22 protein-coding genes are annotated in these 23,099 nt (G+C 63.8%); 8 read left to right on the top strand and 14 right to left on the bottom strand.

Going from position 1 to position 23,099, the window contains the following annotated elements; genetic code table 11:
• The first annotated feature begins 17 nt into the window (after positions 1-17).
• Both XH90_RS39720 and XH90_RS31750 read left to right on the top strand, forming a co-directional pair.
• Entirely contained in the window at positions 18-3,587 is a 3,570-nt protein-coding gene (locus tag XH90_RS39720) for a VCBS domain-containing protein (RefSeq protein WP_305853191.1), read from the top strand.
• 393 nt (positions 3,588-3,980) lie between these two features.
• On the top strand, positions 3,981-5,240 hold the full coding sequence (locus tag XH90_RS31750) for a glycosyltransferase family 87 protein (protein ID WP_194478163.1): 1,260 nt from the start codon (positions 3,981-3,983) through the stop codon (positions 5,238-5,240).
• Positions 5,241-5,261: 21 nt separating this feature from the next.
• Here the strand turns inward: XH90_RS31750 and XH90_RS31755 are convergent.
• A protein-coding gene (locus XH90_RS31755; protein WP_371748282.1) for an IS630 family transposase occupies positions 5,262-6,201 on the bottom strand; the annotation gives its coding sequence in 2 pieces (ribosomal slippage) (positions 5,262-5,864 and positions 5,866-6,201; 939 coding nt in all).
• Between the two features lie 90 nt (positions 6,202-6,291).
• Entirely contained in the window at positions 6,292-7,173 is an 882-nt protein-coding gene (locus tag XH90_RS31760) for a DMT family transporter (RefSeq protein ID WP_194478165.1), read from the bottom strand.
• Positions 7,174-7,323: 150 nt separating this feature from the next.
• Here XH90_RS31760 and XH90_RS31765 point away from each other — a divergent pair, with 150 nt between their 5' ends.
• Positions 7,324-7,545, top strand: a complete 222-nt coding sequence (locus XH90_RS31765) for a dodecin (RefSeq protein ID WP_194478166.1) — start codon at positions 7,324-7,326, stop codon at positions 7,543-7,545.
• 77 nt (positions 7,546-7,622) lie between these two features.
• Complete coding sequence (locus XH90_RS31770) at positions 7,623-8,246, top strand: HAD family hydrolase (RefSeq protein WP_367401189.1); 624 nt, start codon at positions 7,623-7,625, stop codon at positions 8,244-8,246.
• Between the two features lie 12 nt (positions 8,247-8,258).
• Here the strand turns inward: XH90_RS31770 and XH90_RS31775 are convergent, their stop codons facing one another.
• From XH90_RS31775 to XH90_RS31805, 7 genes are all read right to left on the bottom strand, one after another.
• Positions 8,259-9,506, bottom strand: a complete 1,248-nt coding sequence (locus tag XH90_RS31775; RefSeq protein ID WP_194478168.1) for an MFS transporter — start codon at positions 9,504-9,506, stop codon at positions 8,259-8,261.
• 63 nt (positions 9,507-9,569) lie between these two features.
• Positions 9,570-10,538, bottom strand: a complete 969-nt coding sequence (locus XH90_RS31780) for an ABC transporter ATP-binding protein (RefSeq protein WP_194478169.1) — start codon at positions 10,536-10,538, stop codon at positions 9,570-9,572.
• A complete protein-coding gene (locus XH90_RS31785) occupies positions 10,535-11,530 on the bottom strand; it encodes an ABC transporter ATP-binding protein (protein WP_194478170.1) in 996 nt (331 codons plus the stop codon). Before XH90_RS31785 ends, XH90_RS31780 begins: the two co-directional genes overlap by 4 nt.
• On the bottom strand, positions 11,530-12,459 hold the full coding sequence (locus tag XH90_RS31790) for an ABC transporter permease (protein WP_194478171.1): 930 nt from the start codon (positions 12,457-12,459) through the stop codon (positions 11,530-11,532). Before XH90_RS31790 ends, XH90_RS31785 begins: the two co-directional genes overlap by 1 nt.
• Positions 12,425-13,384, bottom strand: coding sequence for an ABC transporter permease (locus XH90_RS31795; protein ID WP_194478172.1), 960 nt, complete (start codon positions 13,382-13,384; stop codon positions 12,425-12,427). Before XH90_RS31795 ends, XH90_RS31790 begins: the two co-directional genes overlap by 35 nt.
• Positions 13,385-13,413: 29 nt before the next feature.
• Positions 13,414-15,204 (bottom strand): peptide ABC transporter substrate-binding protein, encoded by a 1,791-nt coding sequence (locus XH90_RS31800; RefSeq protein WP_194478173.1) that lies wholly within the window; start codon positions 15,202-15,204, stop codon positions 13,414-13,416.
• 261 nt (positions 15,205-15,465) lie between these two features.
• Positions 15,466-16,884, bottom strand: a complete 1,419-nt coding sequence (locus tag XH90_RS31805; RefSeq protein ID WP_194478174.1) for a M20 family metallopeptidase — start codon at positions 16,882-16,884, stop codon at positions 15,466-15,468.
• A 289-nt stretch (positions 16,885-17,173) separates the two neighbouring features.
• Here XH90_RS31805 and XH90_RS31810 point away from each other — a divergent pair, with 289 nt between their 5' ends.
• The 3 genes from XH90_RS31810 (at position 17,174) to XH90_RS31820 (ending at position 19,549) form a co-directional block, all read left to right on the top strand.
• On the top strand, positions 17,174-18,166 hold the full coding sequence (locus XH90_RS31810; RefSeq protein WP_194478175.1) for a S1C family serine protease: 993 nt from the start codon (positions 17,174-17,176) through the stop codon (positions 18,164-18,166).
• 20 nt (positions 18,167-18,186) lie between these two features.
• A complete protein-coding gene (locus tag XH90_RS31815) occupies positions 18,187-19,257 on the top strand; it encodes a phospholipase (RefSeq protein WP_194478176.1) in 1,071 nt (356 codons plus the stop codon).
• 85 nt (positions 19,258-19,342) lie between these two features.
• Positions 19,343-19,549 (top strand): hypothetical protein, encoded by a 207-nt coding sequence (locus XH90_RS31820; protein ID WP_194478177.1) that lies wholly within the window; start codon positions 19,343-19,345, stop codon positions 19,547-19,549.
• An 84-nt stretch (positions 19,550-19,633) separates the two neighbouring features.
• Here XH90_RS31820 and XH90_RS31825 read toward each other — a convergent pair whose 3' ends face one another.
• The 5 genes from XH90_RS31825 to XH90_RS31845 form a co-directional block, all read right to left on the bottom strand.
• Positions 19,634-20,293: a DsbA family protein gene (locus XH90_RS31825; protein WP_194478178.1), complete on the bottom strand. Its 660-nt coding sequence runs from the start codon at positions 20,291-20,293 to the stop codon at positions 19,634-19,636.
• Positions 20,294-20,380: 87 nt separating this feature from the next.
• On the bottom strand, positions 20,381-21,103 hold the full coding sequence (locus tag XH90_RS31830; protein ID WP_194478179.1) for an LrgB family protein: 723 nt from the start codon (positions 21,101-21,103) through the stop codon (positions 20,381-20,383).
• Positions 21,100-21,483, bottom strand: coding sequence for a CidA/LrgA family protein (locus tag XH90_RS31835; protein ID WP_194478180.1), 384 nt, complete (start codon positions 21,481-21,483; stop codon positions 21,100-21,102). The genes XH90_RS31830 and XH90_RS31835 overlap by 4 nt, the downstream gene beginning before the upstream one ends.
• Positions 21,484-21,523: 40 nt before the next feature.
• Complete coding sequence (locus XH90_RS31840) at positions 21,524-22,000, bottom strand: PaaI family thioesterase (RefSeq protein WP_194478181.1); 477 nt, start codon at positions 21,998-22,000, stop codon at positions 21,524-21,526.
• Positions 22,001-22,003: 3 nt separating this feature from the next.
• Positions 22,004-22,432, bottom strand: coding sequence for a thioesterase family protein (locus XH90_RS31845; protein WP_194482879.1), 429 nt, complete (start codon positions 22,430-22,432; stop codon positions 22,004-22,006).
• A gap of 107 nt (positions 22,433-22,539) precedes the next feature.
• Between XH90_RS31845 and XH90_RS31850 the strand changes: the two genes are divergently transcribed.
• On the top strand, positions 22,540-23,088 hold the full coding sequence (locus XH90_RS31850; RefSeq protein WP_194478182.1) for a TetR/AcrR family transcriptional regulator: 549 nt from the start codon (positions 22,540-22,542) through the stop codon (positions 23,086-23,088).
• The last annotated feature ends 11 nt before the right edge of the window (positions 23,089-23,099 follow it).

The following is a 23,099-nucleotide window of genomic DNA, read 5'->3' on the forward strand; positions in this document are numbered from 1 at the left end:
ACGCCGGCGGCGCGATCATGTTCGCTGATGGCGACACCACCGACATCCCCACCGCGACCGTCCTCTCCGAGAGCGCCGTTTACAAGGATGCCGCCGGCCAGACATTGAACCTCGACCCCGCAAAGCTGGCGGTCTTGGAGAACGCCCTCACGGAGACGGTCCGGCCGGGCAACAGCAACGTTGGCGGGGCCTACTGGTCCTACGATGTCGCGGACAAGGACCTCGACTTCCTTGGCCAGGGCGAAACCGTCACGGTCACCGCTACGATCCGCCTGGATGACGGACACGGCCACCAGGTGGATACGCCTGTCACCGTCACCATCAACGGCACCAACGACCTGCCGACGGTTGGTCCGGTCGCGTCGCAGCAGGCCACGCCGGCGGATGGGCCCATCACGATCGATCTGCTCTCGACGGCGACTGATCCGGACCACGGCGACGTCATCGCGCTCGCCGGCGCGCCGACGGTCACCTCAAGTGACGGCCATGTCGTCACCTTCTCGACGAGCGGCTCGATCATCACGATCGATCCTTCGCAGTTTGCCTACCTACAGTCCGGGCAGGGCGTCGATCTCTCGATCGGCTTCGACGTCGGAGATGGTCCCGGAGCGACCCATGCGACGGCATCCGTCGCCATCGCAAAGCCAGGTCCTGGAGACATTCACCTGGCCGACTGGACCGGAGCTCGGACAGAACAGGCAGTCTTCACCGACATATTCGGCACGATGGACCACTCGTGGCAGCCACTCGGTAACGTGACCGCGACGGATGGAGCTCATTCCGGCTCGTTGTCGTACTCGCTGACCGGCCCATCGGCGTCGGATTTTACGCTCATGGGGACGGGCCTTTACCTGACTGGTCAGGCTCACCTGGACTACGACGCCTGGCACACGGCCGTTGAGAACGCCTTCGGCGGCGGCCTGACGGATGCGCAGATCGACGCGAAGCTCGGCACCGGGATCGTATCTGATCCGGTTGCCGCCGCGGCGCTCGCCACCGCATTCGCCGGCACGCCGTACATGGCACAGATCACGGCGACGGATGCTTTTGGCAACACCTCGGCGCAGAACGTCTTCGTCGACCTCCACGACGTTGGGCGCGACCTCCAGAATGCGCTGGTGACGCTGGACAGCTCATTGTCCGAGCTGACGCCGGTCGGAACGGTGGTCGGCCATGTCGATGGGCTGCTGCCGAACGACCCCTACAAGCCCTATTTCCAGGCAGACCCGAACGGGTATTTCTCGTTCGACGGCAATAACCTCGTCGTCGCCAGGCCGCTGGATTTTGCGGCGCAATCGCACTTCGACATCCAGCTCGAGACCCCGGTCGCACCGACGGCAGACACGCCGTTCTGGCAGTATTCGTCCTCATCGCTGCCGATCAACGTCCAGGATGCCCACCTTCTCAGTGGGGATCCGTCATCCTTCAATTTCACGCAGACCGCGAGCGAGGCGACGGAAGGAGCTCCGCAGGAGACGCTCATCGGCTCGTTAAGCTTGCCGACGGCCGGTACTACCACCCTCGCTTTGGACGACTCCTATCCATGGCACCCGTCACATATGTTCGATGTCCGGACCAACGGCGACGGGACCGCGAGCCTGTATCTCGAGGCAGGTGCTTGGGTAAACCGCAACGCCCTTGGCGCCTCGGGTCTTCTGAATCTGTCGGTCGGCGCCTACACCACCAACGACGGTGCGGTCACGAAGTCCGTGATCCCTGTGTCGCTGCACATGCATGAGGCCCGGTATGACCCCAGCCAGCCCAATTTGAACGGTGTCGTCTGGTCGAGTCCGCACTCAACCGCGCCAGCAGCGGTCGTTGCCTTCGTGAACCCCGACTATTACGACGTGTCCTACTCGGTGTCCCTCGGTTCAAGCGCCGACGACCAGGCCTTCACGCTCTCGGACGCGCAGACCGACCAATGGGGACAGGTGACAGCTGCATTGCGTCCTGCGGTCGCGCTGCAGGACCGACCGTACACCGTCGACGTCCACGTGGTCGGTTCGAACGGCTACGATCACGTCTCGCAGCTGACTTTTGCGCCGCAGATGTCGCCCCCGATCGAGGCGTCTCCGATCGATGATGGCCAGGTTTCGACAAGCAACAGCCCCGTCGTGATCGACCTGTTGCAGAACGCGTTCGGATCAGGGCCGCTGTCGATCGCCCCCGCTAGCCTGCACATTTCAACGACGGATGGTCAGCCGGTCGGCTATACGTTGGACCATGGGGTCATAAACATCGATCCCTCCCTGTTCGCTGCCGCAGTCGGGCCTGATCGACTCTGGAAGTCCGCGAGCAATGACGTGGGGCTGGAGCATGTCAGTATCTCCTATGGCATCACGGATGGAGCCAACACCGTTACCAACGAGGCGCACTTTGACGTCGACAGTGCGGGACCGGGCGCGCTTGGCGGCGCTCTTTTCAATAGTGCTAGCGCCGACTACTCCTCGCCTTCAACCGGAGCCGTGACGGTCGGTAGCTGGTACAACGAACAAATCACCGGCGCTGCCTTCTTTCGGGTCTTCCATCCGACGGCGGAGGGACTTTCGTTCTCTGAAAGCGCCCACGTTGTTGCCGCCTATAATGCCGACGGATCGCCGCTCGTGCTCACCGACGCGCAGCAGGCAGCGCTCACGGGCGGGGCGAGCATTTACGCATCCTTGCCAAGCATGGGCTTCGCCGACTGGATGTACAACGTCGATGATGCGGCAGATGGCTTCCTGCTGCGCGATCAGAAGGCGATCCTGGAGGTGGATATCACGGCGAATGACGGCGAAGGGCACACCGCGGTCCAGCCGTTCACCGTCATCGTCAATGGTCTCGATCATGCGCCGCAGCTCAACGGCGTCTCGGACGCAATAGCGGCAGATGCGGGCCCCGTTTCCGGCGTTAGTTACTTGAGCGACAGAGACGCTGGGGACCTACACACCCTGAGCGCGACCTATATGCCAGCCTGGTCGTCATCTCCAGTCGGCCAAGTCGGCAATCTGTCGTTGACCCTCCTGAGCGAACCGAACCCCACCGACAGCAATCCGTACGCCCCAGGCTCCTTCCGCTGGGACTACACCCCGGATCCCGTTAAAGCCGCCGCGCTGAGCCAGGGCGAGACCGCGACGGACTACTTCTATACCCAGGTTGCCGACAATCATGGCGGATCGTCCGGAAGTGGAGCGGTCTTCACCGTGACCGGTGTCAATTCCGCTCCGACCGTCATGGCTCCCGCCCAGACCGTCAACGTCTCGGTTGACGCGAACCATGGGCCCGGGGCCTCCGAGTCCTACGGCGACAACTTCCAGTTTGCCGATGCCAATTGGCATGACACGCACGCCGTCTCGGCGACGCTGCTGTCGACGGACTTCGGGGACCATGCTCTCGGGACCATCGGAGCAAACATCCGGACGGATGCGACGAACGGCGCCGCCGGAACGGTTGGCTGGTCGTATGCGGTGGATGATGCGGCTCTGACGTCGCTGGCGCCCGACCAGGTGGTCCACGAGGTCTTCGACTTCGCGATCGCGGATAACCACGGCGGGGTTGCCCACCACCAGGTCAACATCAACCTGTCGCACTACCCCATGATGGCGTGATCGGCGGGCCGACTAGCCGGTCCGTTTATCATTTCACCGCCTCCCTTCGCCGGAGGCGGGTGATTTCAGCCTGAAACGAGTGGAAAGCAGATCATCGGCTTGCAACCGACGGTCGCGTTCGGCGTCGGCGGCCGATTCCATGACACTCTTTTACGTCCCATCGGGGGCTTTATGACCGTCTTTTATGTCCCACGCGACAGTCTTTTACGTCCCATCGGCTACGAAACGATTGAGGTTTCTGGGTTCCGATGACAGTCTTTTACGTCCCACTACAACCAGACCGGCCGAATCCGCCCTAATTCGTTACCGTCCCTTAAACCTCCGATGGCAATTTGGCAGGGATCTGCGGACGTGCCCAACAGCCGCGGACGGTCATTCCGAGGTCCGGGTCTCATGCTCGCCGAAACACTGGAACAGCTCCAGGCTTCGCCTTCGAAGCAGAGAACCTATGTGCGTTTCGTGCTGGCGGCGCTGGCGGTGATCGTCGCCTTCAAGACCTTCTGGTTCGCCCGCTGGGGCGGCTGGGCCGATCGCGAACTCGCCGACTTCGATGCCTTCCACATCGTCGCGCAGCACGTCTGGCTCGGCGATCTCGAGCAAGTCTATCATTTCGAGGCCCTGCTGAAGATGCAGATCGCGGCCGCCGGTGGCAAGACCAGCTTCATGCCGTGGACCTATCCGCCGCAATACGATGTCGTGATGGCGCCGTTTGCATTCGTTCCGGTCGGCATCGGCTACCTCCTGTTCACCGCCGCAACGCTGGCGCTCTATCTCGTGACGCTGCACAGGATTGCACGCAACAATTTCGCGCAGGTTCTGGTGATCGTCTTTCCGGCGCTCGCGATCACGATCGGTTGCGGCCAGAACGGCTTTCTGACGGGTGCATTGGTTGGCCTCGTCTGCCTCAATCTGGAGCGGCGGCAGATCATCGCCGGTCTCGCGCTCGGCGCCATGGTGATCAAGCCGCACCTTGCGATTGCCGCCGGCGTCTATCTGCTGGCAACGCGCCGCTGGGTCACGGTGGCGGTCGCCGCCACTCTGGTGCTGGCGAGCTCCCTCGTCTGCACGCTGATGTTCGGGTGGCAAATCTGGACTGCGTGGCTCGGCGCAATCAGGGAATCGGCGAGCTATCTCGAGCAGGGTTTCTATCCCCTCTTCCGCATGGTCTCGGCCTACGCCGCACTCTATACGGCGGGCGTCCCTGCCAGCGTCGCCTTCTGGGGACAAGCCGCCATCGCGGCGATTGCCCTGCTCGCGATCCTGCTTGCAATCTTCCTCGGCGCAGCGCGCGGAATATCGGCCCAGTTCGCGCTCGGCATTGCCGCCATGGTATCGGTGATGATCAGCCCCTACGCCTATGACTACGACCTTCCGATGCTCGGCATCGGCCTGGCGCTGCTGCTGCCCGAACTCGGCAAGGTAGCGACCTCACGCGAGCGCAGCGTCATGTATGGACTGATCCTGCTCGCCGGCGGCTATGGGCTGCTGCAATCGGCGCGCATCGCGGCGCAGTTCGGACAGAAGGGCGAGCTCTCCCCGCATGTCGCGCCCGCGATCGCCGGCCTCGCCATGATCGCCTTGCTCGCTCTGCTGCTGAAGATGTTGTGGCGCGCAGCACAGCCGGCCAAGATGCTGCAACAAGCTGCGGAATAGCGCCGCTAAAGCGTGATGGTATTAAGTTCGATAGCCTGAGTTTTTCAGGTAATTGGAGCATTCCTCTGAGCTGAAGGCATCGAGTGCGTGGCCGATTGCGGCGCAGACCGCGTCGACGGTTCGCGCGGCAGCTTTGCGGACGAGGTGCTTGAGCTTGGCGAAGACCTGTTCGATCGGGTTCAGGTCGGGCGAGTATTTTGGCAGGAAGAAGAGCTTGGCGCCGACCGAACGGATGAGCTGGCGAACTGCTTTGCTCCGGTGGCTGCCGAGGTTATCCAGGATGACGATATCGCCGGGCCGCAGAACGGGCAGAAGAACCTTCTCAACATAGGTGCGAAAGCTCACGCCGTCGATCGGCCCCTCGATGAACCATGGCGCATCAATCCGGTCATGGCGCAGGGCCGCCAGGAAGGTCATGGTCTTCCAGCGGCCGTGGGGAACCTTGGCGTGAAGTCTGTGTCCGCGCGGCGCCCAGCCCCGCAAGGGCGCCATATCGGTCCTGGTCCAGGTCTCGTCGATGAAGACGAGCCGCTCAGCTTCGACGCGACCTTGATACTTTGCCCACTGGGCTCGCCGCCGTGCGACCTCCGGTCGATCGCGTTCGCCAGCCGCCACGCTTTTTTTTGAAGCTGAGCTTCTCGGCATGCACGAAGTCCCACACCGAGTGGTAGTCGACCTTCAGGCCGCGTCCGCCAAGCTCGGCGACGAGACCCCGTATGGTGAAATCGCCGTCCTTGATCCGCTGCGACAGCCAGATCGCGTGCTCGCCCGAAATTGCCTTCGGCTTGTAGCCACCGATCTGGCCAGGCTCGACGCTGCCGGTCTTATCGACCCGCTTCATCCAGCCGATGGCCGTGCTGATCGCCACCCCAAACTGCTTGGCGGCTCGATTGCGGGACATCCCGCCCTCAATCGCGGACACGACACGCTTACGGAGATCCAGAGAATAAGGCTTGCCCATCCATGCTGGCCTCCTATCCAGCCAGCATGGTGAATCAGAAACACACTGATTTGGGAATCCCAAATCGATTCAACCTAACCTCATCCCGCTTTAGGCCCGCTGCAAGGCCAGCGTCACGCCGCCGAGCGTGAGCGCCATCGCGGCCCATTCGCGCAAGCCCAGCGGCTCGCCCAAAATGATCGCGGCGGAGACCACGCCAATCACCGGCACGATCAGCATGCCCGTCGAGGCCGAGGTCGGCGGCAAGCGGCGCAGCGTCTCGAACCAGGTGACGTAGCAGACGCCCATCGGTACCAGCGTCATGTAGACGAAACAGCCGAGCCCCAGGGGCGTGATCGCGGAAACGTTCGGATGCTCGAACAGAACGCCCAGGACGAGCATGGTGGCGCAGCCAAGCCCGACCTGCCAGGCGACGACGACAAGCGGCGGCAGCGGCAACGGCTTGCGGTTGAGCACATTGCCGAGCGCGAACAGGATGGCGCAGAGCAGCGCCAATCCGATGCCGAGCAGCTTGCCGGCGCCAAAGACAAAGCCGTTGCCGCTCAGCAGCAGCGCGACCCCGGCGACGCCGAGGACGAGCCCAAACATGTCCCGGACGGTCGGCCGCGTGTGCAGCACCGGCCAGGCGAACAGCATGGCCCAGATCGGCATGGTGTAGGCGAGCAGGGCACCCTCACCCACGCTGACATATTTCATCGCGACCGTGCCGAGGCCCATCCAGGCGAAAACGTTGGTCAACGTCGCAAACAGCAGCCGCGGGATCGCCTCGCGCGGAACGGCAAGCTGCTCCTTCCGGCTGAGCGCAAGCATGGCGAGAATGAAGGAGGCGGAGACGCCGGCGAGACCGCGGGCGAACAGCGGCGGCCATTGCTGCAGCAACAGCTTCATCAATGGCCAATTCAGCGCCCATCCGGCCGCCGTCACGCCAAGGCAGAGAAAGCCGATCGTCCTGTCGCGCCGCACCGAATCCATGGATAGCGCTTAGCAGGCAAGGGGGGCATGCTCCACCTCGGCTGGCGCATGCTGGCCATCGCGGACGACGGAACCGGAAAGGCCGGCGTCCGTTCAAATCGAGAGTCCATGCGGCGGCTGACGCCGCCGCGCAACCCAGGGAGGCTCACCATGCCCACAGCCGAGAAGGATCACGTCTACAAGATCCTGGAACTGGTCGGATCGTCCGAGACCTCGATCGAGGACGCCATCAAGAATGCCGTCAGCAGGGCGTCCAAGACCATCCGCGAGATGAAATGGTTCGAGGTGGTGCAGACGCGCGGCCACATCGAGAACGGCACGGTGCGCCACTACCAGGTGACACTGCGCGTCGGGTTCACGCTGGAAGGGTGAGGCAGTCTTGCGTCCGGCAGCACCTCGGATATCACTCTGATCGCGGCCGGACGTCCCGGCCACCCGAGAGTGCTGCCGTGACTGGTGCGATCAAGCTCGTCCTCTTCGACATGGACAATGTCCTCTGTGACTATGACAGGGGAAAGCGCGTCGCGCGCCTGGCGGAGCTTGCCGGATCGACGGACGCAGTTGTCCACCAGGCGATCTGGGACAGCGGCTTCGAGTTGCTCGGCGATTCCGGCACGCTCGATGCCGACGATTATCTGCGGGGCTTCGGCGAACGCATCGGCTATCCGCTGTCGCTCGACGAATGGGTAGAGGCGCGACGCCGCTCGATGCAGGCCGATCGCGCCATGCTGGAGATCGTCGGGGATTTGCGCCGAACCGTCGACATTGCGGTCCTGACCAACAATACCACGCTGGTCGCCGATCACATCGATACGCTGCTGCCGGAATTACGACCGCTGTTCGGCTCCAAGATCTACACCTCGGCCCAGTTCAGGACCGCGAAGCCAGACCCGCTCTGCTACCGCCGCTGCGTTTCAGAACTCAAGGTCCGTCCCGAGACGGTCCTCTTTGTCGACGACCTCGCGGCCAATGTTGCCGGCGCCAGGGAAGCCGGCCTCCTTGCGCATCACCACACGTCGGTGAGAGCGTTCAGGCAAGCCCTTTTGGGTCACGGCCTGCTTCGTGCGCGATGAGCGCATTCGACGTCAGGCGAGATCGGCGCCGCGCCGCTCCGGGATCAGCACGAGCAACGCCACGATGTCGATCAGGTAGAGCAGTGCAAGACCTGCGATCGCGGTCGGAAACCCATAAGCGGCACTCACGATGCCGACGACCAGCGGACCGAAGCCGGCGACCGCGCGACCAATGTTGAAGAACACGTTCTGTGCCGTGGCGCGCACCGCGGTTGGATATAGCTCACTCATCAAGGCGCCGTAGCCACCGAGCATGCCGTTGACGAAGAAGCCCATTACGGCCCCGCCAATCAGCAGCGCACCGGCGCTGGTGAGCTGCGAATAGACCACCACCATGACGGCCGCGCCGAGCATGTAGGTCAGGAACGCCGCCCGGCGACCGAAACGGTCGGCCGCATGACCGAACAGGAAGATGCCAAGCGCCATGCCGGCGATGGTGACTGATGTCCAGAGCGCCGATTGCGTCAAGCCATAGCCGAACCGCGTCGAGAGATAGTTCGGCAACCAGATCATGATGCCGTAGTAGCCGAAATTCTGCACCGAGCAGAGGATGATCATCCCGATGCCGATTCGAGTGGTCTCCGCATCGGCCACGAGTGCGCGAAGCGACGAGCCGGTATCCGCCGCCTTTGCCTTGTACGCGATGAAGACGTCTGGTTCGTGCAGCTTGCGACGGATCGCATAGGCAATCACCGCCGGAAAGACCCCGAGCGCAAACATTCCGCGCCAGCCGATGATCGGCAACAGGGCCGGCGTCACCAGCGCCGCCGTGAGCACGCCGAACTGCCAGCCGAGCCCGACATAGGACGTCGCCCGCGCGCGCTTGCTCGCAGGCCAGGCCTCGGCCACCAGCGCCATGCCGATGCCGAACTCGCCGCCGAGACCAATGCCGGCAATGGCCCGGCAGGCCAGGAGGTCCCAATAGCCCCGTGCCAGCGCGCAGAGCCCGGTGAAGACCGCGAACAGGACGATGCTCCAGGTCAGGACCCGCACGCGGCCAAGCCGGTCCGACAGCATGCCGAAGACGAGCCCGCCGACGACCGCGCCGACCAGGGTCCCCGTTACGAGCGAGGCCGCCTGCGGCTGGGTGAGATGAAGATCTGTAGAAATCGCCGTCAGCATGAAGCCGAGGATAAGGAGATCGAACCCATCCATCGCGTAGCCGAGCGCCGATCCCCACAACGCCCGTCGTGCTTCCGCATCGCGATCCGTCGCAGCCGTATCAACCGCGCCGAGAGTAGCGTCCTGTACCTGGCTCATGCGTTCCCCTACGTCAGCCGGTCCCGAGCGATCAAGGCCTTGGAGGCCTATGCACCGCGCAACTCAGGCCAGATGGCACGCCACGAAATGCCCGCCTGCGCCTTCCTTCAGCTCCGGCGCGCTTTCAGCGCAGCGCGGCTGCGCGATCGGGCAGCGGGTATGGAAATGACAGCCTGACGGCGGCTTCATCGGGCTCGGCACGTCGCCCTTGAGGCGGATGCGGTTACGCTTGAGCTTGGGATCCGGCACCGGCACCGCGGAGAGCAGCGCCTTGGTATAGGGATGCTGCGGATTGCGATAGAGGTCGCTTGCCTTCGCCAACTCGACGATACGGCCGAGATACATCACTGCGACACGGTCCGAGATGTGCTCGACCACCGAGAGGTCGTGCGCGACGAAGAGATAGGTGAGATTCAGTTCGGCCTGGAGATCCTCCAGCAGGTTGATGACCTGCGCCTGGATCGAGACGTCGAGCGCGGAAACCGGCTCGTCGCAGACGATCAATTTCGGCTCGACCGCGAGTGCACGCGCGATCACGATGCGCTGGCGCTGACCGCCGGAAAATTCGTGCGGATAGCGGCGCATGTGCTCGGCCTTCAGGCCGACCTTCACGAGCAGGCCCGCGACGCGGTCCTCGCGCTCCCTGGCGTTGGCGGCGAGATCGTGGATGGTGAACGCCTCGCCGAGGATGGAGCCCACAGTCATGCGCGGATTGAGCGAGGCGAACGGATCCTGGAACACCAGCTGCATGTTCCGCCGCATCGCCCGCAGATCGGTGCCGCCGAGCTTGCCGACATCCTGGCCGTCGAACACGACTTCGCCGTCGGTCGGCTCGATCAGGCGGAGCACGCAACGCCCCGTCGTCGATTTGCCGCAACCGGACTCGCCGACGAGACCGAGCGTCTCGCCGCGATTGACCGAGAACGACACGCCATCGACCGCGTAGACGGTGGCGACCTGGCGCGACAACAGGCCGCCCAGCACGGGGAAATGTTTCTTCAGGCCGCTGACGCGGAGCAGGGGCTCGCTCATGCCGCACCTCCCAGCCGTGTGTCGCCGAGATGGCAGGCCATGCGGTGGCCCGGCGCGATCTCGCGCAACGGCGGCTCCTTCTCGGTGCAGACGTTCATGGCGAACTTGCAGCGCGGCGCGAAGCGGCAACCGACCGGCGGATTGATCAGGATCGGCACCGAGCCGCCGATCGCCTCGAGCCGCGTCTTGTGCTCGCTGTCGAGATCGATACGCGGGATCGAGCGGATCAGGCCCTGCGTGTAGGGATGGCGGGGATCGGCGAAGAGATCGTCGACACCGGCCTCCTCCACCACCTTGCCGGCATACATCACGACGACGCGCTGTGCCGTCTCGGCGACGACGCCCATGGCATGGGTGATCAGCATCACCGCCATGCCGAAGCGTTCCTTCATGTCCTGGAGCAAATCGAGAATCTGCGCCTGGATGGTGACGTCGAGCGCGGTGGTCGGCTCGTCGGCAATGATGAGCTTGGGCTTGCAGGCGAGCGCCATCGCGATCATCACGCGCTGGCGCATGCCGCCGGAAAACTGGTGCGGATAATTGTGCACGCGGCCTTCCGCATTGGGGATCTGGACAAGCTTCAGCATCTCGATGGTGCGCGCGAGCGCCTGCTTCTTGGTCACGGCCTCGTGCCGGCGCAGGCTCTCGGCGATCTGCTCGCCGACCGTCAGCACCGGATTGAGCGAGGTCATCGGCTCCTGGAAGATGAAGCCGATCTCTTTGGCCCTGATGTCGTCGAGCTGGTTGCTCGTCAGCGGCACCAGATCGCGGCCCTCGAAGATGATCTCGCCGGCCGCGATGCGGCCCGGCGGCATCGCGATCAGCTTCAGGATCGACATCGCGGTAACGGTCTTGCCGCAGCCGGATTCGCCGACGACGCAGAGCGTCTCGCCCTTGTTGATGGTGATGTCGACGCCGTCGACGGCCTGGAGGATGCCGTCGTCGGTGGAGAAGTGAGTCTTGAGACCCTTGATCTCGAGCAGCGGCGCCATCAAATCACCCGTCGCGCATCGAGCGCGTCACGCAGACCGTCGCCGATGAAGTTGATGGCGACCACCGCGATGAAGATCGCCCCGCCGGGAAACAGCGCCCAGTGCGGGCCGATGTCGAGGAAGTCCTTGGCGTCGAACAGCAACCGTCCCCAGGTCGGGGTGTCAGGCGGAAAGCCGAGACCGAGGAAGGACAGCGTCGATTCCGCGATGATGGCGGCTGCGACGTCGATGGTGCCGGCGATGATCACGGGACCGACGGCATTGGGCAGAATGTGACGCACCACCTGCCGCACCGGGCTCGCACCAAGCGCGCGCGCGGCCTCGACGAATTCCTTCTCGCGGATCGACAGGAACTGCGCGCGCACGAGGCGCGCCACGGGCATCCAGCGCAGGCCGCCGATCACGAGCACGATCAGGATGAAGATGCCGCCTTCGGGGCCGAACACCGCCTTCAGCCCGTCGCGGAACAGGTAGATCAGCATGAGGAGCAGCGGCAGCTGCGGCAACGAAAGGAAGAGATCGGTGAGCCACATCAGCCCGTGTCCCAGCGCGCCCCGCGACATGCCGGCGAGCGCGCCAATCAGCGTTCCCACGAACACGGAGACCAGCATCGCGGCGAGCCCCACCGCGAGCGAGATGCGGCCGCCATAGATCATGCGGGCGAGAATGTCCTGCCCGAGATCATCGGTTCCGAAGGGATGGTCGAGCGAAGGTCCCTGCAGGCTCGCGGTAATATCGATGTCGTTGATCTGGACGTGCCATACGAAGGGACCGAGCACCACCGCCAGGATGAGAACGAGCAACAGGAGCGCGCTCACGACCGCGAGCTTGTGCCGGCGATAGCGCCGCCACGTTTCGCGCCAGGGCGAGTAGACGGCCCGCCCGGAGGTCCGCTCAGCGGAAGGAGATGCGAGGGTCAAGCCAGCCATAAAGGACGTCCGCGATGAGATTGAACAGCACGACGAGGCACGCGAAGACGAAGGTGACGGCCATCACCACCGGCGTATCGTTGGCCAAAATTGAGGAGATGAGCAGCGATCCGATGCCGGGAATACGAAAGATCTGCTCGGTGACGATGGCGCCGCCGAACACCGCGGGCATCTGCAACGCGATCAGGGTAACAACCGGGATCATTGCGTTGCGCATCACGTGCTTGACGATGACCTTGGCTTGTCCAAGGCCCTTGGCGCGCGCCGTGGTGACGTAGTCGAGCCGGATCACGTCGAGCATGGCGGAGCGAACGAAGCGGGTCATGGACGCCGCCTGGAACAGGCCGAGCACCATCACCGGCATGATCGCCTGCCGGATCATCTCCAGCACCCAGCGAATGCCGGTCGCATCGATATCGGTCGAATAGACGAAGGGCAACCAGTCCAGCCTGACCGAGAAGATCAGGATGAACAGGATGCCCGTGAAGAAGGTCGGCAGCGAGAAGCCGACGAAAGCGAGCGTATTGGCGATCTGGTCGAACAGCGAATATGGTTTGGTCGCCGCATAGACGCCGACCGGAATCGCGACTAGCAACGCGAGAAGCTGCGCGGAGCCGATCACGTAGAGCGTGGTCGGCAGGCGCTGCAGGATGAGTTGATCGACATCCATCCGGCTGACGAAGGAGAAGCCCCAATCGCCATGCGCCATGGCCGAGAGCCAGTGCAGGTAGCGAAGATAAACCGGATCGTCGAGGCCGAACTTCGCCCGAAGCGCGAGAGCGACTTCGGGCGGAACGTTCGGATTGGTCGCCAGGTCCGAGAAGGGATCGCCGGGGGCCAAAGCCAACACGACGAACAACACGAGCGAAATCCCGAGCAAACTCGGAATCGCGATCAACAGGCGACGCAGGACATACTGACTCATCAGGGAAGGATCCTCTTAGCGGCCGTCCCTCATGCCTCCCGATACCAGTCCTGGATGTTGTCCGTTTCGTTGGCCCAGCCGCTGATGGCAGGGCGCAGCGTGTTGGAGGCAGCCTCCACCTTCAAGCGGTGCAGGACCGGAATGAACACGGTGTCTTTCCACAACAGGTCGTTGCACTTGATGTAGAGCGCTGCGCGCTTGACCGGATCGGTTTCGGTCTCGGCCGCGGCAATGGCCGCATCATAGTCCTTGTTGACGTAACGAGGGAAATTCTGGCCCTGCCACTTGTTTTCCTTGGTTGCTACATTGGCCGAAATGTAGCGCCTCATGTGAAGCGCGGGATCGGGCTGGGTCATCGGGATCTGGAATTCCTCGATGTCGGAATAGAACTTGGAATAGGTGTCGGGGTTGGCGACGTCGGAAGAGAAGAAGACCGACGCGACGACCGATTTCAGCTCAACCTCGATGCCCGCCTTCTGACAGGCCTGCTTGACGATGGCCTGGGTCTTCTGGCGCGGACCATTGATTGAGGTCTGGTACAGGAGCTTCAGCTTCTTGCCGCCCTTTTCGCGAATGCCGTCCGCACCGGCTTTCCAGCCGGCGTCCTCCAGCATCTTCGATGCCTTGTCGATATTGAACTCCCAAGAGGTGTTCTTGGAGACGAATTTCTCGGGGCCATTGAGGTAGTTGGCCGTGGCGCGGCCGGCGCGACCGTAGATCGCCTTCCTGATCGCGTCACGGTCGACGAGCAAGGCGAGCGCCTGGCGAACGGCCGGGTCGGACAGGAGGGGATGCTTGGTTTTCATCGAAGATCGCTCGCCATCGACCTCGGTGTTCGGGTCGGTGAAGTTGATCGCGATGAACTCGATGTCGCCGCCCACGGCATAAATGGTCTTGCCCTTGCCGCCCTTCTCCAGCCGCAACAGCACGTCGTCCTCGACCTGCATGTTCCAGGCAAAATCAAATTCGCCCGTCTGGATCACCGCGCGCGCTGCGGAGACGGCATCGCCGCCGCCTTTCATCTCGATCGTGTCGAAATGCGGCCGGTTGGGCATGTGATAGTCAGGATTGATCTGGCCTCGGACCAGATCGCCCGGCTTGAACTCGACGAACTTGTAGGGGCCGGTGCCAACCGGCGCCAGGTTGCTCGGCGCTTCGCGGGATTTCGCTCCCTTGTACTCGGCAAACAGGTGTTGCGGGATCACGCATCCGTAAGCGCCCACGAAGGCATTGGCCCAGAACGGCGTGGGATTCTTGAACTGGATGCGGATGGTGAGACCATCTACCTTCTCGACCGTCATGTCGGCGTACGTGCTGATGGACACGGCGGCTGTGGCGGCGTCGCTGGCATACGCCCAGGTGAACACGAAATCGTCGGCGGTCAGGGGTTTGCCGTCATGCCATTTGACGCCCGGCTTGATCTTCCAGGTGACCGACTTGCCATCGGCGGCCAGGCCGCCATTTGCGACCGACGGAATTTCGGCGGCGAGAATCGGGTTGAGATTGCCGTTGGCATCCCAGCTTGCGAGCGGTTCGTAGAACAGGCGCGAGCCATCCTGGTCCTTGGTGCCGGTGGCAAAATGCGGATTGAGCAAGGTCGGCCCTTGCCACCACAGTAGCTTGAGCGGACCGCCGCCGCCGCGCTTGGTCGGCGGATATGGGTTCGGGCTCTGGGCCATGGCGACGCCGCCGATGGCGAGGATCTGATTCGCCATGGGAGCAGTGAGGCCGACAGCGGCCATGCGCTTGATGAAGGCACGGCGATCCATCCGCCCATCCTTCACGTCACCGATCATCGAACGCAGTTCTTTGTCCAGCATGGTTGTCCCCCGTCTGGTTCCCTTATGGATACAGGCGGTCGCAGGACGGCCGCCGGGTTTTGGCTGGCGGTAGATGGCACACTGAATAGGCCGCACGTCAACTGCGGCCGCGCGTGTACAAACGAAGTTCTGGCTGTCCGTTGGGCAAAACTTCGTCCCGCAGCCCAACGGTTTGGCATTCCGGCGCCAAAATCCGCCGGAAACCAAGTTGCACTGCGAAAAATTTGTTCTTCAGATCAGACGAAGTATCGAGATGGAATTCTACGCCACGGACATATTGAGCGGCGGCGCGACGTGGTCGGGCAGCGGGCAGACATAAGGCGTCTTGGCCGTCCGCTTCGTGAGATCGGCCTTCGCGGCCTTGATCAGCTCCGGTTCGGTCAATGCCTTGATGCCGAGGCCGGCCATGGCCTTTGCCGCCTGCACCATCGCCTTGTGGGCGTGCGGGCTCTTGCCCTGCGCAACCACCTGCCAGGTGTGGAACGGCGTGCCAATTGCAACCGTCGGTGCGTGAACCTGCACGGTCGGGACCACCCAGCTCACGTCGCCCACGTCGGTCGAGCCGACCAGCGGGTTGCGCTTGGCATCCAGCGGCACCAGGAAGTCTGCCAGCGGCCGATCGGTCGGCTCCATCCCAATCGCGTAATAGACCGACGCGATGTCCTTGTCGGTCAGCGTCGCGCGGATCTGGCTGGCAAAGCCCTTGTCGCTATCGTCGAAATGCGGCGGTCCGAGCTCTTCCATGACCCGATGCAGCGCCTGCTCCAGCGGCGTGTTCGGCAGGATGTTGGAAACCGCCGAGATGATCTTCATCTCGACCTTGGTCTCGGTCATCAGGGCCGCGCCCTCCGCGATCTTGCTGACACGCCCGACCAGCTCGTTCATGCCGGGGAGATCACGCGCGCGGATCGAATAGCGGACGCGGGCATGGGCCTGCACCACGTTGGGCGCGATGCCGCCCGTGTCGAGCAGCGCGTAGTGCACGCGCGCATCGCTCGGCATGTGTTCTCGCATGTAGTTCACGCCGACATTCATCAACTCCACCGCATCGAGCGCGGAGCGGCCGAGATGGGGCGAAGCCGCCGCATGCGAGGTGCGGCCGGTGAAGATGAAGTCGGCGCGGGTGTTGGCGAGCGACGGCGTCACCGCGACTTCCCAGAAGCTGTGTGGATGCCAGGTGATCGCGATATCGGCGTCCTCGAAAGCGCCGGACCGCACCATGAAGGCCTTGGCCGCGCCGCCCTCTTCCGCCGGGCAGCCGTAATAGCGCACGCGGCCGGGCACCTTGTTCTCGGCGAGCCAGTCCTTGACCGCGGTTGCGGCGAGCAGCGCCGCGGAGCCGAGCAGATTGTGACCGCAACCGTGGCCGTGGCCGCCGGTCTCGACCGGACGGTGCTCGGCAACGCCCGCCTCCTGGCTGAGGCCCGGCAGCGCGTCGTATTCACCCATGAAGGCGATGACCGGACCGCCCTCGCCCCATTCGCCCATCACCGCGGTCGGAATGCCCGCAACCTTTTCGGTGATGCGGAAGCCCTGGTGGCGTAATTCGGCGAGATGCTCGGCGGCGGAGCGCGCCTCGGTGTAGCAGACTTCGGGCATGCCCCAGACCTTGTCGCTCAGGTCGATGAAACGTCCCTTGATCGTGTCGATGCCACGCCAGATGTCGCTGCGGTTATCCATTGCTTCGGTCCGTGATCTCTTGGTCCAACCAAGCGCCAATGGTTAGCAGCTTCGTTGGACCCCGCCTAGCATCTCGCCGGACACCAGCCATGCGACCGATGCCGGATTGGGCAGCCACCGACCGAATTTCGGTGAACGATGCCTGTGATCTTCGGAAATCGGCGGCGCGACATCCGAATAGTTGAGGTCAAGTCTTTCAAGACGACCTTCTCCGGCCTAAATTATGCTTGCTTCGCGCGTTGTTGTTCCGCAGCCAAGGCGGAGCGAAGCTGTCAGCCAGGAGAACTCCATGACCGTTCTGACCGAATGGAGAGTGCCGCCGGCCAATCAGCCGCGTGCGAGCGAGTACCCCGGCTTCGACCTCGACCGTGCGCTCGCGTCCATCGTCGGCCTGCACGCCATCATCCCGTCGGACGCCTTCAGCGCGGAAACGCTCGGTACCGAACGCGCCGGCAACGGCGTCGTGATCGATGACGGGCTGGTGCTCACCATCGGCTATCTCGTCACCGAGGCGGAATCCGTGTGGCTTCATCGCGGCGACGGGCACGTCGTCGAGGGACATGTGCTCGGCTTCGATGCCGTCACCGGCTTCGGCCTGGTGCAGGCGCTCGGCCGGCTCGATATCGAGCCGCTGCCGCTCGGCTCGTCGGCGAATGTCAGGCTCGGCGACCGCGTCGTGGTCGGCGGCGCGGGTGGGCGGACGCGATCGGTCGCGAGCCAGATCGTCGCCAAGCAGGAATTCGCCGGCTATTGGGAGTACCTGCTCGACGAGGCCTTGTTCACCTATCCGGCTCATCCGAATTGGGGCGGCACGGGGCTGATCAACGAGCGCGGCGAGTTGATCGGCATCGGCTCGCTTCAACTCGAGCGTGAACGCGACGGCAACGCCGAGCACGTCAACATGGTCGTGCCGATCGACCTGCTGAAACCGATTCTCGACGATCTCCGGAAGTTCGGCCGCGTCAACAAGCCGGCGCGGCCGTGGCTCGGGCTCTATTCGACCGAGATCGACAACCGCGTGGTGGTGATCGGGATCTCCGCCAACGGTCCCGCCGCGCGCGCCGAGCTCAAGACCGGCGACGTCATTCTTGCCGTGGACGGCGAGAAGGTCACGAGCCAGACGGCGTTCTACAAGAAGATGTGGGGGCTCGGCCCCGCCGGCGTCGACGTGCCCCTCACCGTGCACCATCAGGGCACTGCGCATCATGAAGGCGTCACCTTCGACGTCACGGTGACGTCGACCGACCGCTTCAAGCTGCTGAAAGCGCCGAAGCTGCACTGAGCCACCCAAAGGAAGCGGTAATGACCGAGGCCGTCGTCGACGACATCGTGGCCGTGCTGCCGCCGCTGCTCAATGCGCTGGAAGCACTCGGCTACTTCGCCCGGCATCTGCATCCGCCGGCCTTCGGCTCGGTGATGAACGCGATCGGCGCGCCGGATGATGCGCTACGATCGGCGCATGAGGCCGTCGGCGCGTGGCCGGAGCAATTCGCCGGGCTTCGCGAGCGGCTCGATCGCGCCTGCAACGAGACGCTCGCCGCCTTTGCCGGCATCCGCGACGTCGAGCGCGGCAATGGCGATCTCCTCGCGGTATTCCGCGCGCTCCGCCATCTGCCGCGTGCGCAGGAGGCGCTTTATCCACTGTCGGCGCAATTCCCGCCCGTGAGCAATTTCTTCCTCACTGCAGCTCATCGCGAGAACGAAGAGCTGCTCTCGCGGCTCGGGGGCGGTGCGAGCGAGCCCACCGGCATCTTCCACGATCACAACGAGCCCGGCAGCCGCGGCGGCTTCTCGGTCTATGTACCCGAATATTATACGCCCGATCGCAGCTGGCCGCTGGTGATGGCGTTGCACGGCGGCAGCGGCAACGGCCGCGGCTTTCTGTGGAGCTGGCTACGCGACGTCCGCAGCCTGGGCGCGATCCTGGTGACGCCGACCGCGACCGGGCAGACCTGGGCGCTGATGGGCGACGACACCGACACGCCCAATCTTGCGCTCATCCTCGAAAGCGTACGCGGCCGCTGGACGATCGATGCTTCGCACATGCTGCTGACCGGCATGAGCGATGGCGGCACTTTCTGCTACGTGAGCGGGCTCGATGGCGCCTCGCCCTTCACCCATCTCGCGCCGGTATCGGCAACCTTCCATCCGCTGATGGCGGAGATGGCCGACGTCACGCGGCTTCGGGGCCTGCCCGTCTTCATCACCCACGGCAAGCTCGACTGGATGTTTCCGGTACAGACCGCGCGCCAAACGCAGGGAGCGCTCGCGGCCGCTGGCGCCGACGTCACCTACCGCGAGATTGACGACCTCAGTCACACCTATCCGCGCGAGATCAACGCGGAGCTTCTGCAATGGCTGAACGGGGCGTGAACGAGGCGTCCTCACCTGCGCCGCACTGGCGCGGAACCATCACTCTGGGCCGACGTTATCCGCCCGACACACCGGAGGGTTCGCCATGCAGACTTTTTTCGGAATGATCCTGGGCGCGCTGCTGCTTGCTTGCGGCGTCTATGTCTATGACTCCATGCAGACGTCGTCCGTCGCCAACGGCGAGGTTGCGACCACCAATCGCACCATCGTGAACTGGGACGTCGCGAAGGCCGACTGGGACCTGCTGCGCGACCGTGCGCACAAGGACTGGGTCCGCATCTCCTCAAAGTAACCTCGATCGACCGGACATGAACAAGGCGCCGTCGCGATTCCGCGGCGGCGCCTTTGTCTTGGCTGCGATCAATGCAGCGATGGATCAGTTCATCTTGGCCTTGCGGGCGTCGGCGATGACCTGCTCGAACTCGGTCATGCTGAGCACACCCGGCACGCGGTACTTGCCGACGATGAACGACGGCGTGCCGCGGAAGCCGAAGGCTTCGGCCTGATCGTTGTTGCGCTTGAGGATCGCGTCGATGTCCTTGCCGTGCGCCGTGAGGTCACCCTTGACGCGGTCCATGTCGACGCCGACGGAGGCGAGCAGTTCGTTGATGCGCGACTCGGTCAGGCGCGAGCTGACGCCCATCATGGCGTCATGGGCTTGATGGTACTTGTTCTGATATTTGGTGGCGAGCGCGATCCGGGCAGCCGTCACCGAGACCGGCCCGAGGATCGGCCAGTCCTTCAACACCAGCCTGACCTTGCCGTCGTCCTGGACGACCTGACGCAGCTCAGGCTCGAGCTTGCGGCAATAGGGACAATTGTAGTCGGACCATTCGATGATGCTGACGTTGCCATCGGGATTGCCGGCGACGGGAACGTCGGGATCGCGCAGCACCTTGGCTTCAGTCAGCACCTCGCCATCATTGGTAGCTGTGCGCGCCAACGACATGCCGCCAGCCGCGAAGGCGCCCGCCCCGATCAACGTCAGCGCGGCACGGCGCGTCGGCCCAAAGCCCTTGTTTCCAGATCCAGCCATATCTCGTCCCGTTTCGGTCCCATCGCCGCAAGTACGGCTCGGAACCGGGAATTGTTACAGACCATATAGAGTGTCGCGGGGGCGATGTCACCGCACCAGCAATGTCACCACCAGCGGGACCAGAAACGACGTGACCAGAGCATTGAGACTCATGGCGATGCCGGAGAAGACGCCGGCAACCTCATCGACCTGGAACGCGCGGGCGGTGCCGATGCCGTGCGCGGCCAGGCCCGCGGCAAAGCCGCGAGCACGGAAGTCCGTGACCCCGGTGCGGTTCATCAGCGGTGTGACGATGATTGCGCCCATGATGCCTGTGAGGATGACTGCAACCGCCGCCAGCGAAGGATCGGCATGGAGGGATTCGGCGATGCCCATGGCCACGCCGGCCGTGACTGATTTGGGTGCAAGCGAGAGCACCACGTCACGCGGCAGGCCGACGAACTCTGCGAGCAGCACGACCGACACCACGGCCGTCACCGAGCCCGCGACCAACGCCGCCAGCATTGGCACGATGGAACTCACCACGCGCTTGCGGTTCTCATAGAGCGGCACGGCGAGCGCAACGGTGGCGGGCCCGAGCAGAAAATGCACGAACTGCGCACCGGCAAAATAGGTGGTGTAGGAGGTGCCTGTAACGAGCAGGAACGCACCAATGATCCACATCGCATGCAGCACGGGATTGGCGAACGGATGCCGCCGCGTCGCAAGCGATATCGCGTCGGTGGTCGCATAGACCACCAACGTCACCGTCAGCCAGAGCAGCGGCGATTGCGAGAGATAGACCCAGAGCGAGAACGGATTGTCCTTCATTGCGCGTCCTGTTGCTTCAACAGGCGGCTGACCAGGCGAAAGGTCAGAACGGTCGCCAGCAAAGTGACGATCACCGAGAGCGCAAGCACCAGGACGATGGCGATGCCGTGAGAGGCGAGCAGATCGAGCTTCTGAACGACGCCCACCCCGGCCGGCACGAACAAAAGCGACAGATGAGCCAGCAGGCCCTTGCTTGCGGTCTCGACGCCGTCGTTGCGCAGCGGTCCGTGCGCGAGAATAGAGAGGCGGTCGCGGGCAAGCAGCAAGATCAGAAGCAGGAGCAGGCCGAGCACAGGCCCCGGCAGCGGCAGGCCGAGGCCGCGGACCGCGGCCTCGCCGATCAATTGGCAAAGCAGGATGAGGCTGAGACTTGCAAGCATGACGCATCAAGGAATGCGCCGCAGGGCTTGTCAATTGGCGCTAGCCGCGGGACGCGCGCGGTTCGTGCGAAGCCGCAATCCGAGGCAGCATCGCCATCAGCGTCCCGGTCATGGTGGCGATCAGCGTGGTCGTGCCCTCATGCTCGGCAAACGCCCTGGCTTCGCAGAAGGTGAGCGTACGGCCCGGCTTGACCACCTCGGCCTTGAAGACGAAGCGTTCGCCGCGGGCCGGGGCGAGCAGCGTGGTCTTGAATTCGACCGTGAGGATATCGGCCCCTGACTGCATCAGCGTGAAGGCGGCAACGCCGCAGGCATTATCGAGCCCCGCGGTGATGATGCCGGCATGAACAAAGCCGTTCTGCTGCGTGAAGGCGGACGAATGCAGCATGGCGAGTTCGGCCTCACCAGGCGCGAGCCGCACGATCACGACGCCCAGCGTGCGCATCGCCGGCTGTCCCTCGAACATGGCGATGGCGGCGGCACGATAGCCGGGATTATTCGGCTCAAACGCAGCCATGACTCAGGCCTCGACCGGCTCGGAAAGATATTTCAGCGCGATCCCGCGGACGGCCTCAGCGAATGGGACAGATTTGCGCAAGCTGCGGTCCATGTGCACGCCGGTGATCTCGCAGAATGCGGCCATCTCGCCGGTCTCGGCATTGGTCATGTCGTGCCGAAAACGGACCGACTTGTCGCGAAACTCGAGCAGGTGGCTGCGGAACTCGATGATGTCACCGGCCAGCAGTTCGCGCTTGTAGGTGATGTTCTGCTGTACGGCGGCCATGCCGCGGCCGGAGGAGCGCAGATAGCTCGGCGTCAGCCCGAGCCGGGCGAACAGATTCCAATTGGCCTCGTCGAACTTGCCGACATACCACATGATGTTCATGTGGCCGACGTGATCGCATTGCCACGGATAGACCGTACCGCGATAGGTGGCCTCTTGCTCCATCGCCATTCCCCGCCCTTTTCGGTGTTCTGGTCTTGATACGGTAGCGTATCGGGTATCGGGCGCGTTAGCAATACGGCACCGTATCAAGAACCGGTGAGGCTTCCTTCATGAACGACGGCAAGGGCGACGTCTGGGTCGAGGCAGGGTTCAAGGAGCTTGCCCGCGCGGGTGTCGAGGGGGTGCGGGTCGAGGTGCTTGCCAAGAATCTGGGCGTCACCAAGGGCGGCTTCTACCGCCGCTTCGCCGACCGGTCCGCGCTGCTCGAGGCCATGCTGGTGCACTGGCGCGAAGGACGCTCGGCATCGATCGCACAGCAGACCAGCCTCGACGGGCAAGAGCCGCGCGAGCGGCTCAGGGCAGTGATCCAGCTCTATTCCGAGCGGCTGAATCCGGACGGCATGGCGATCGAGCTCGCAATCCGGCAATGGGCCCGCTCCGACGAGAGCGCGGCGGCGGCAGTGGCAAGCGTGGATGCGGCGCGGCTCAAGCACGTCACCGAACTCTATCGCGCGATCGGCCTCGAGGCCGAGGAGGCAGAGGCACAGGCCTTCTTGTTCTACTGCTTCATCTTCGGTCAGAGCCTGCTGTTCGTCGAGCGCGGCCCGCGCAAGCGGTCACAACTCGTGGCGAAATCGGCCGAGAAACTGCTCGACTAAGAGAAGAGGCC

Source organism: Bradyrhizobium sp. CCBAU 53338, assembly GCF_015291665.1.
Lineage (GTDB): Bacteria > Pseudomonadota > Alphaproteobacteria > Rhizobiales > Xanthobacteraceae > Bradyrhizobium.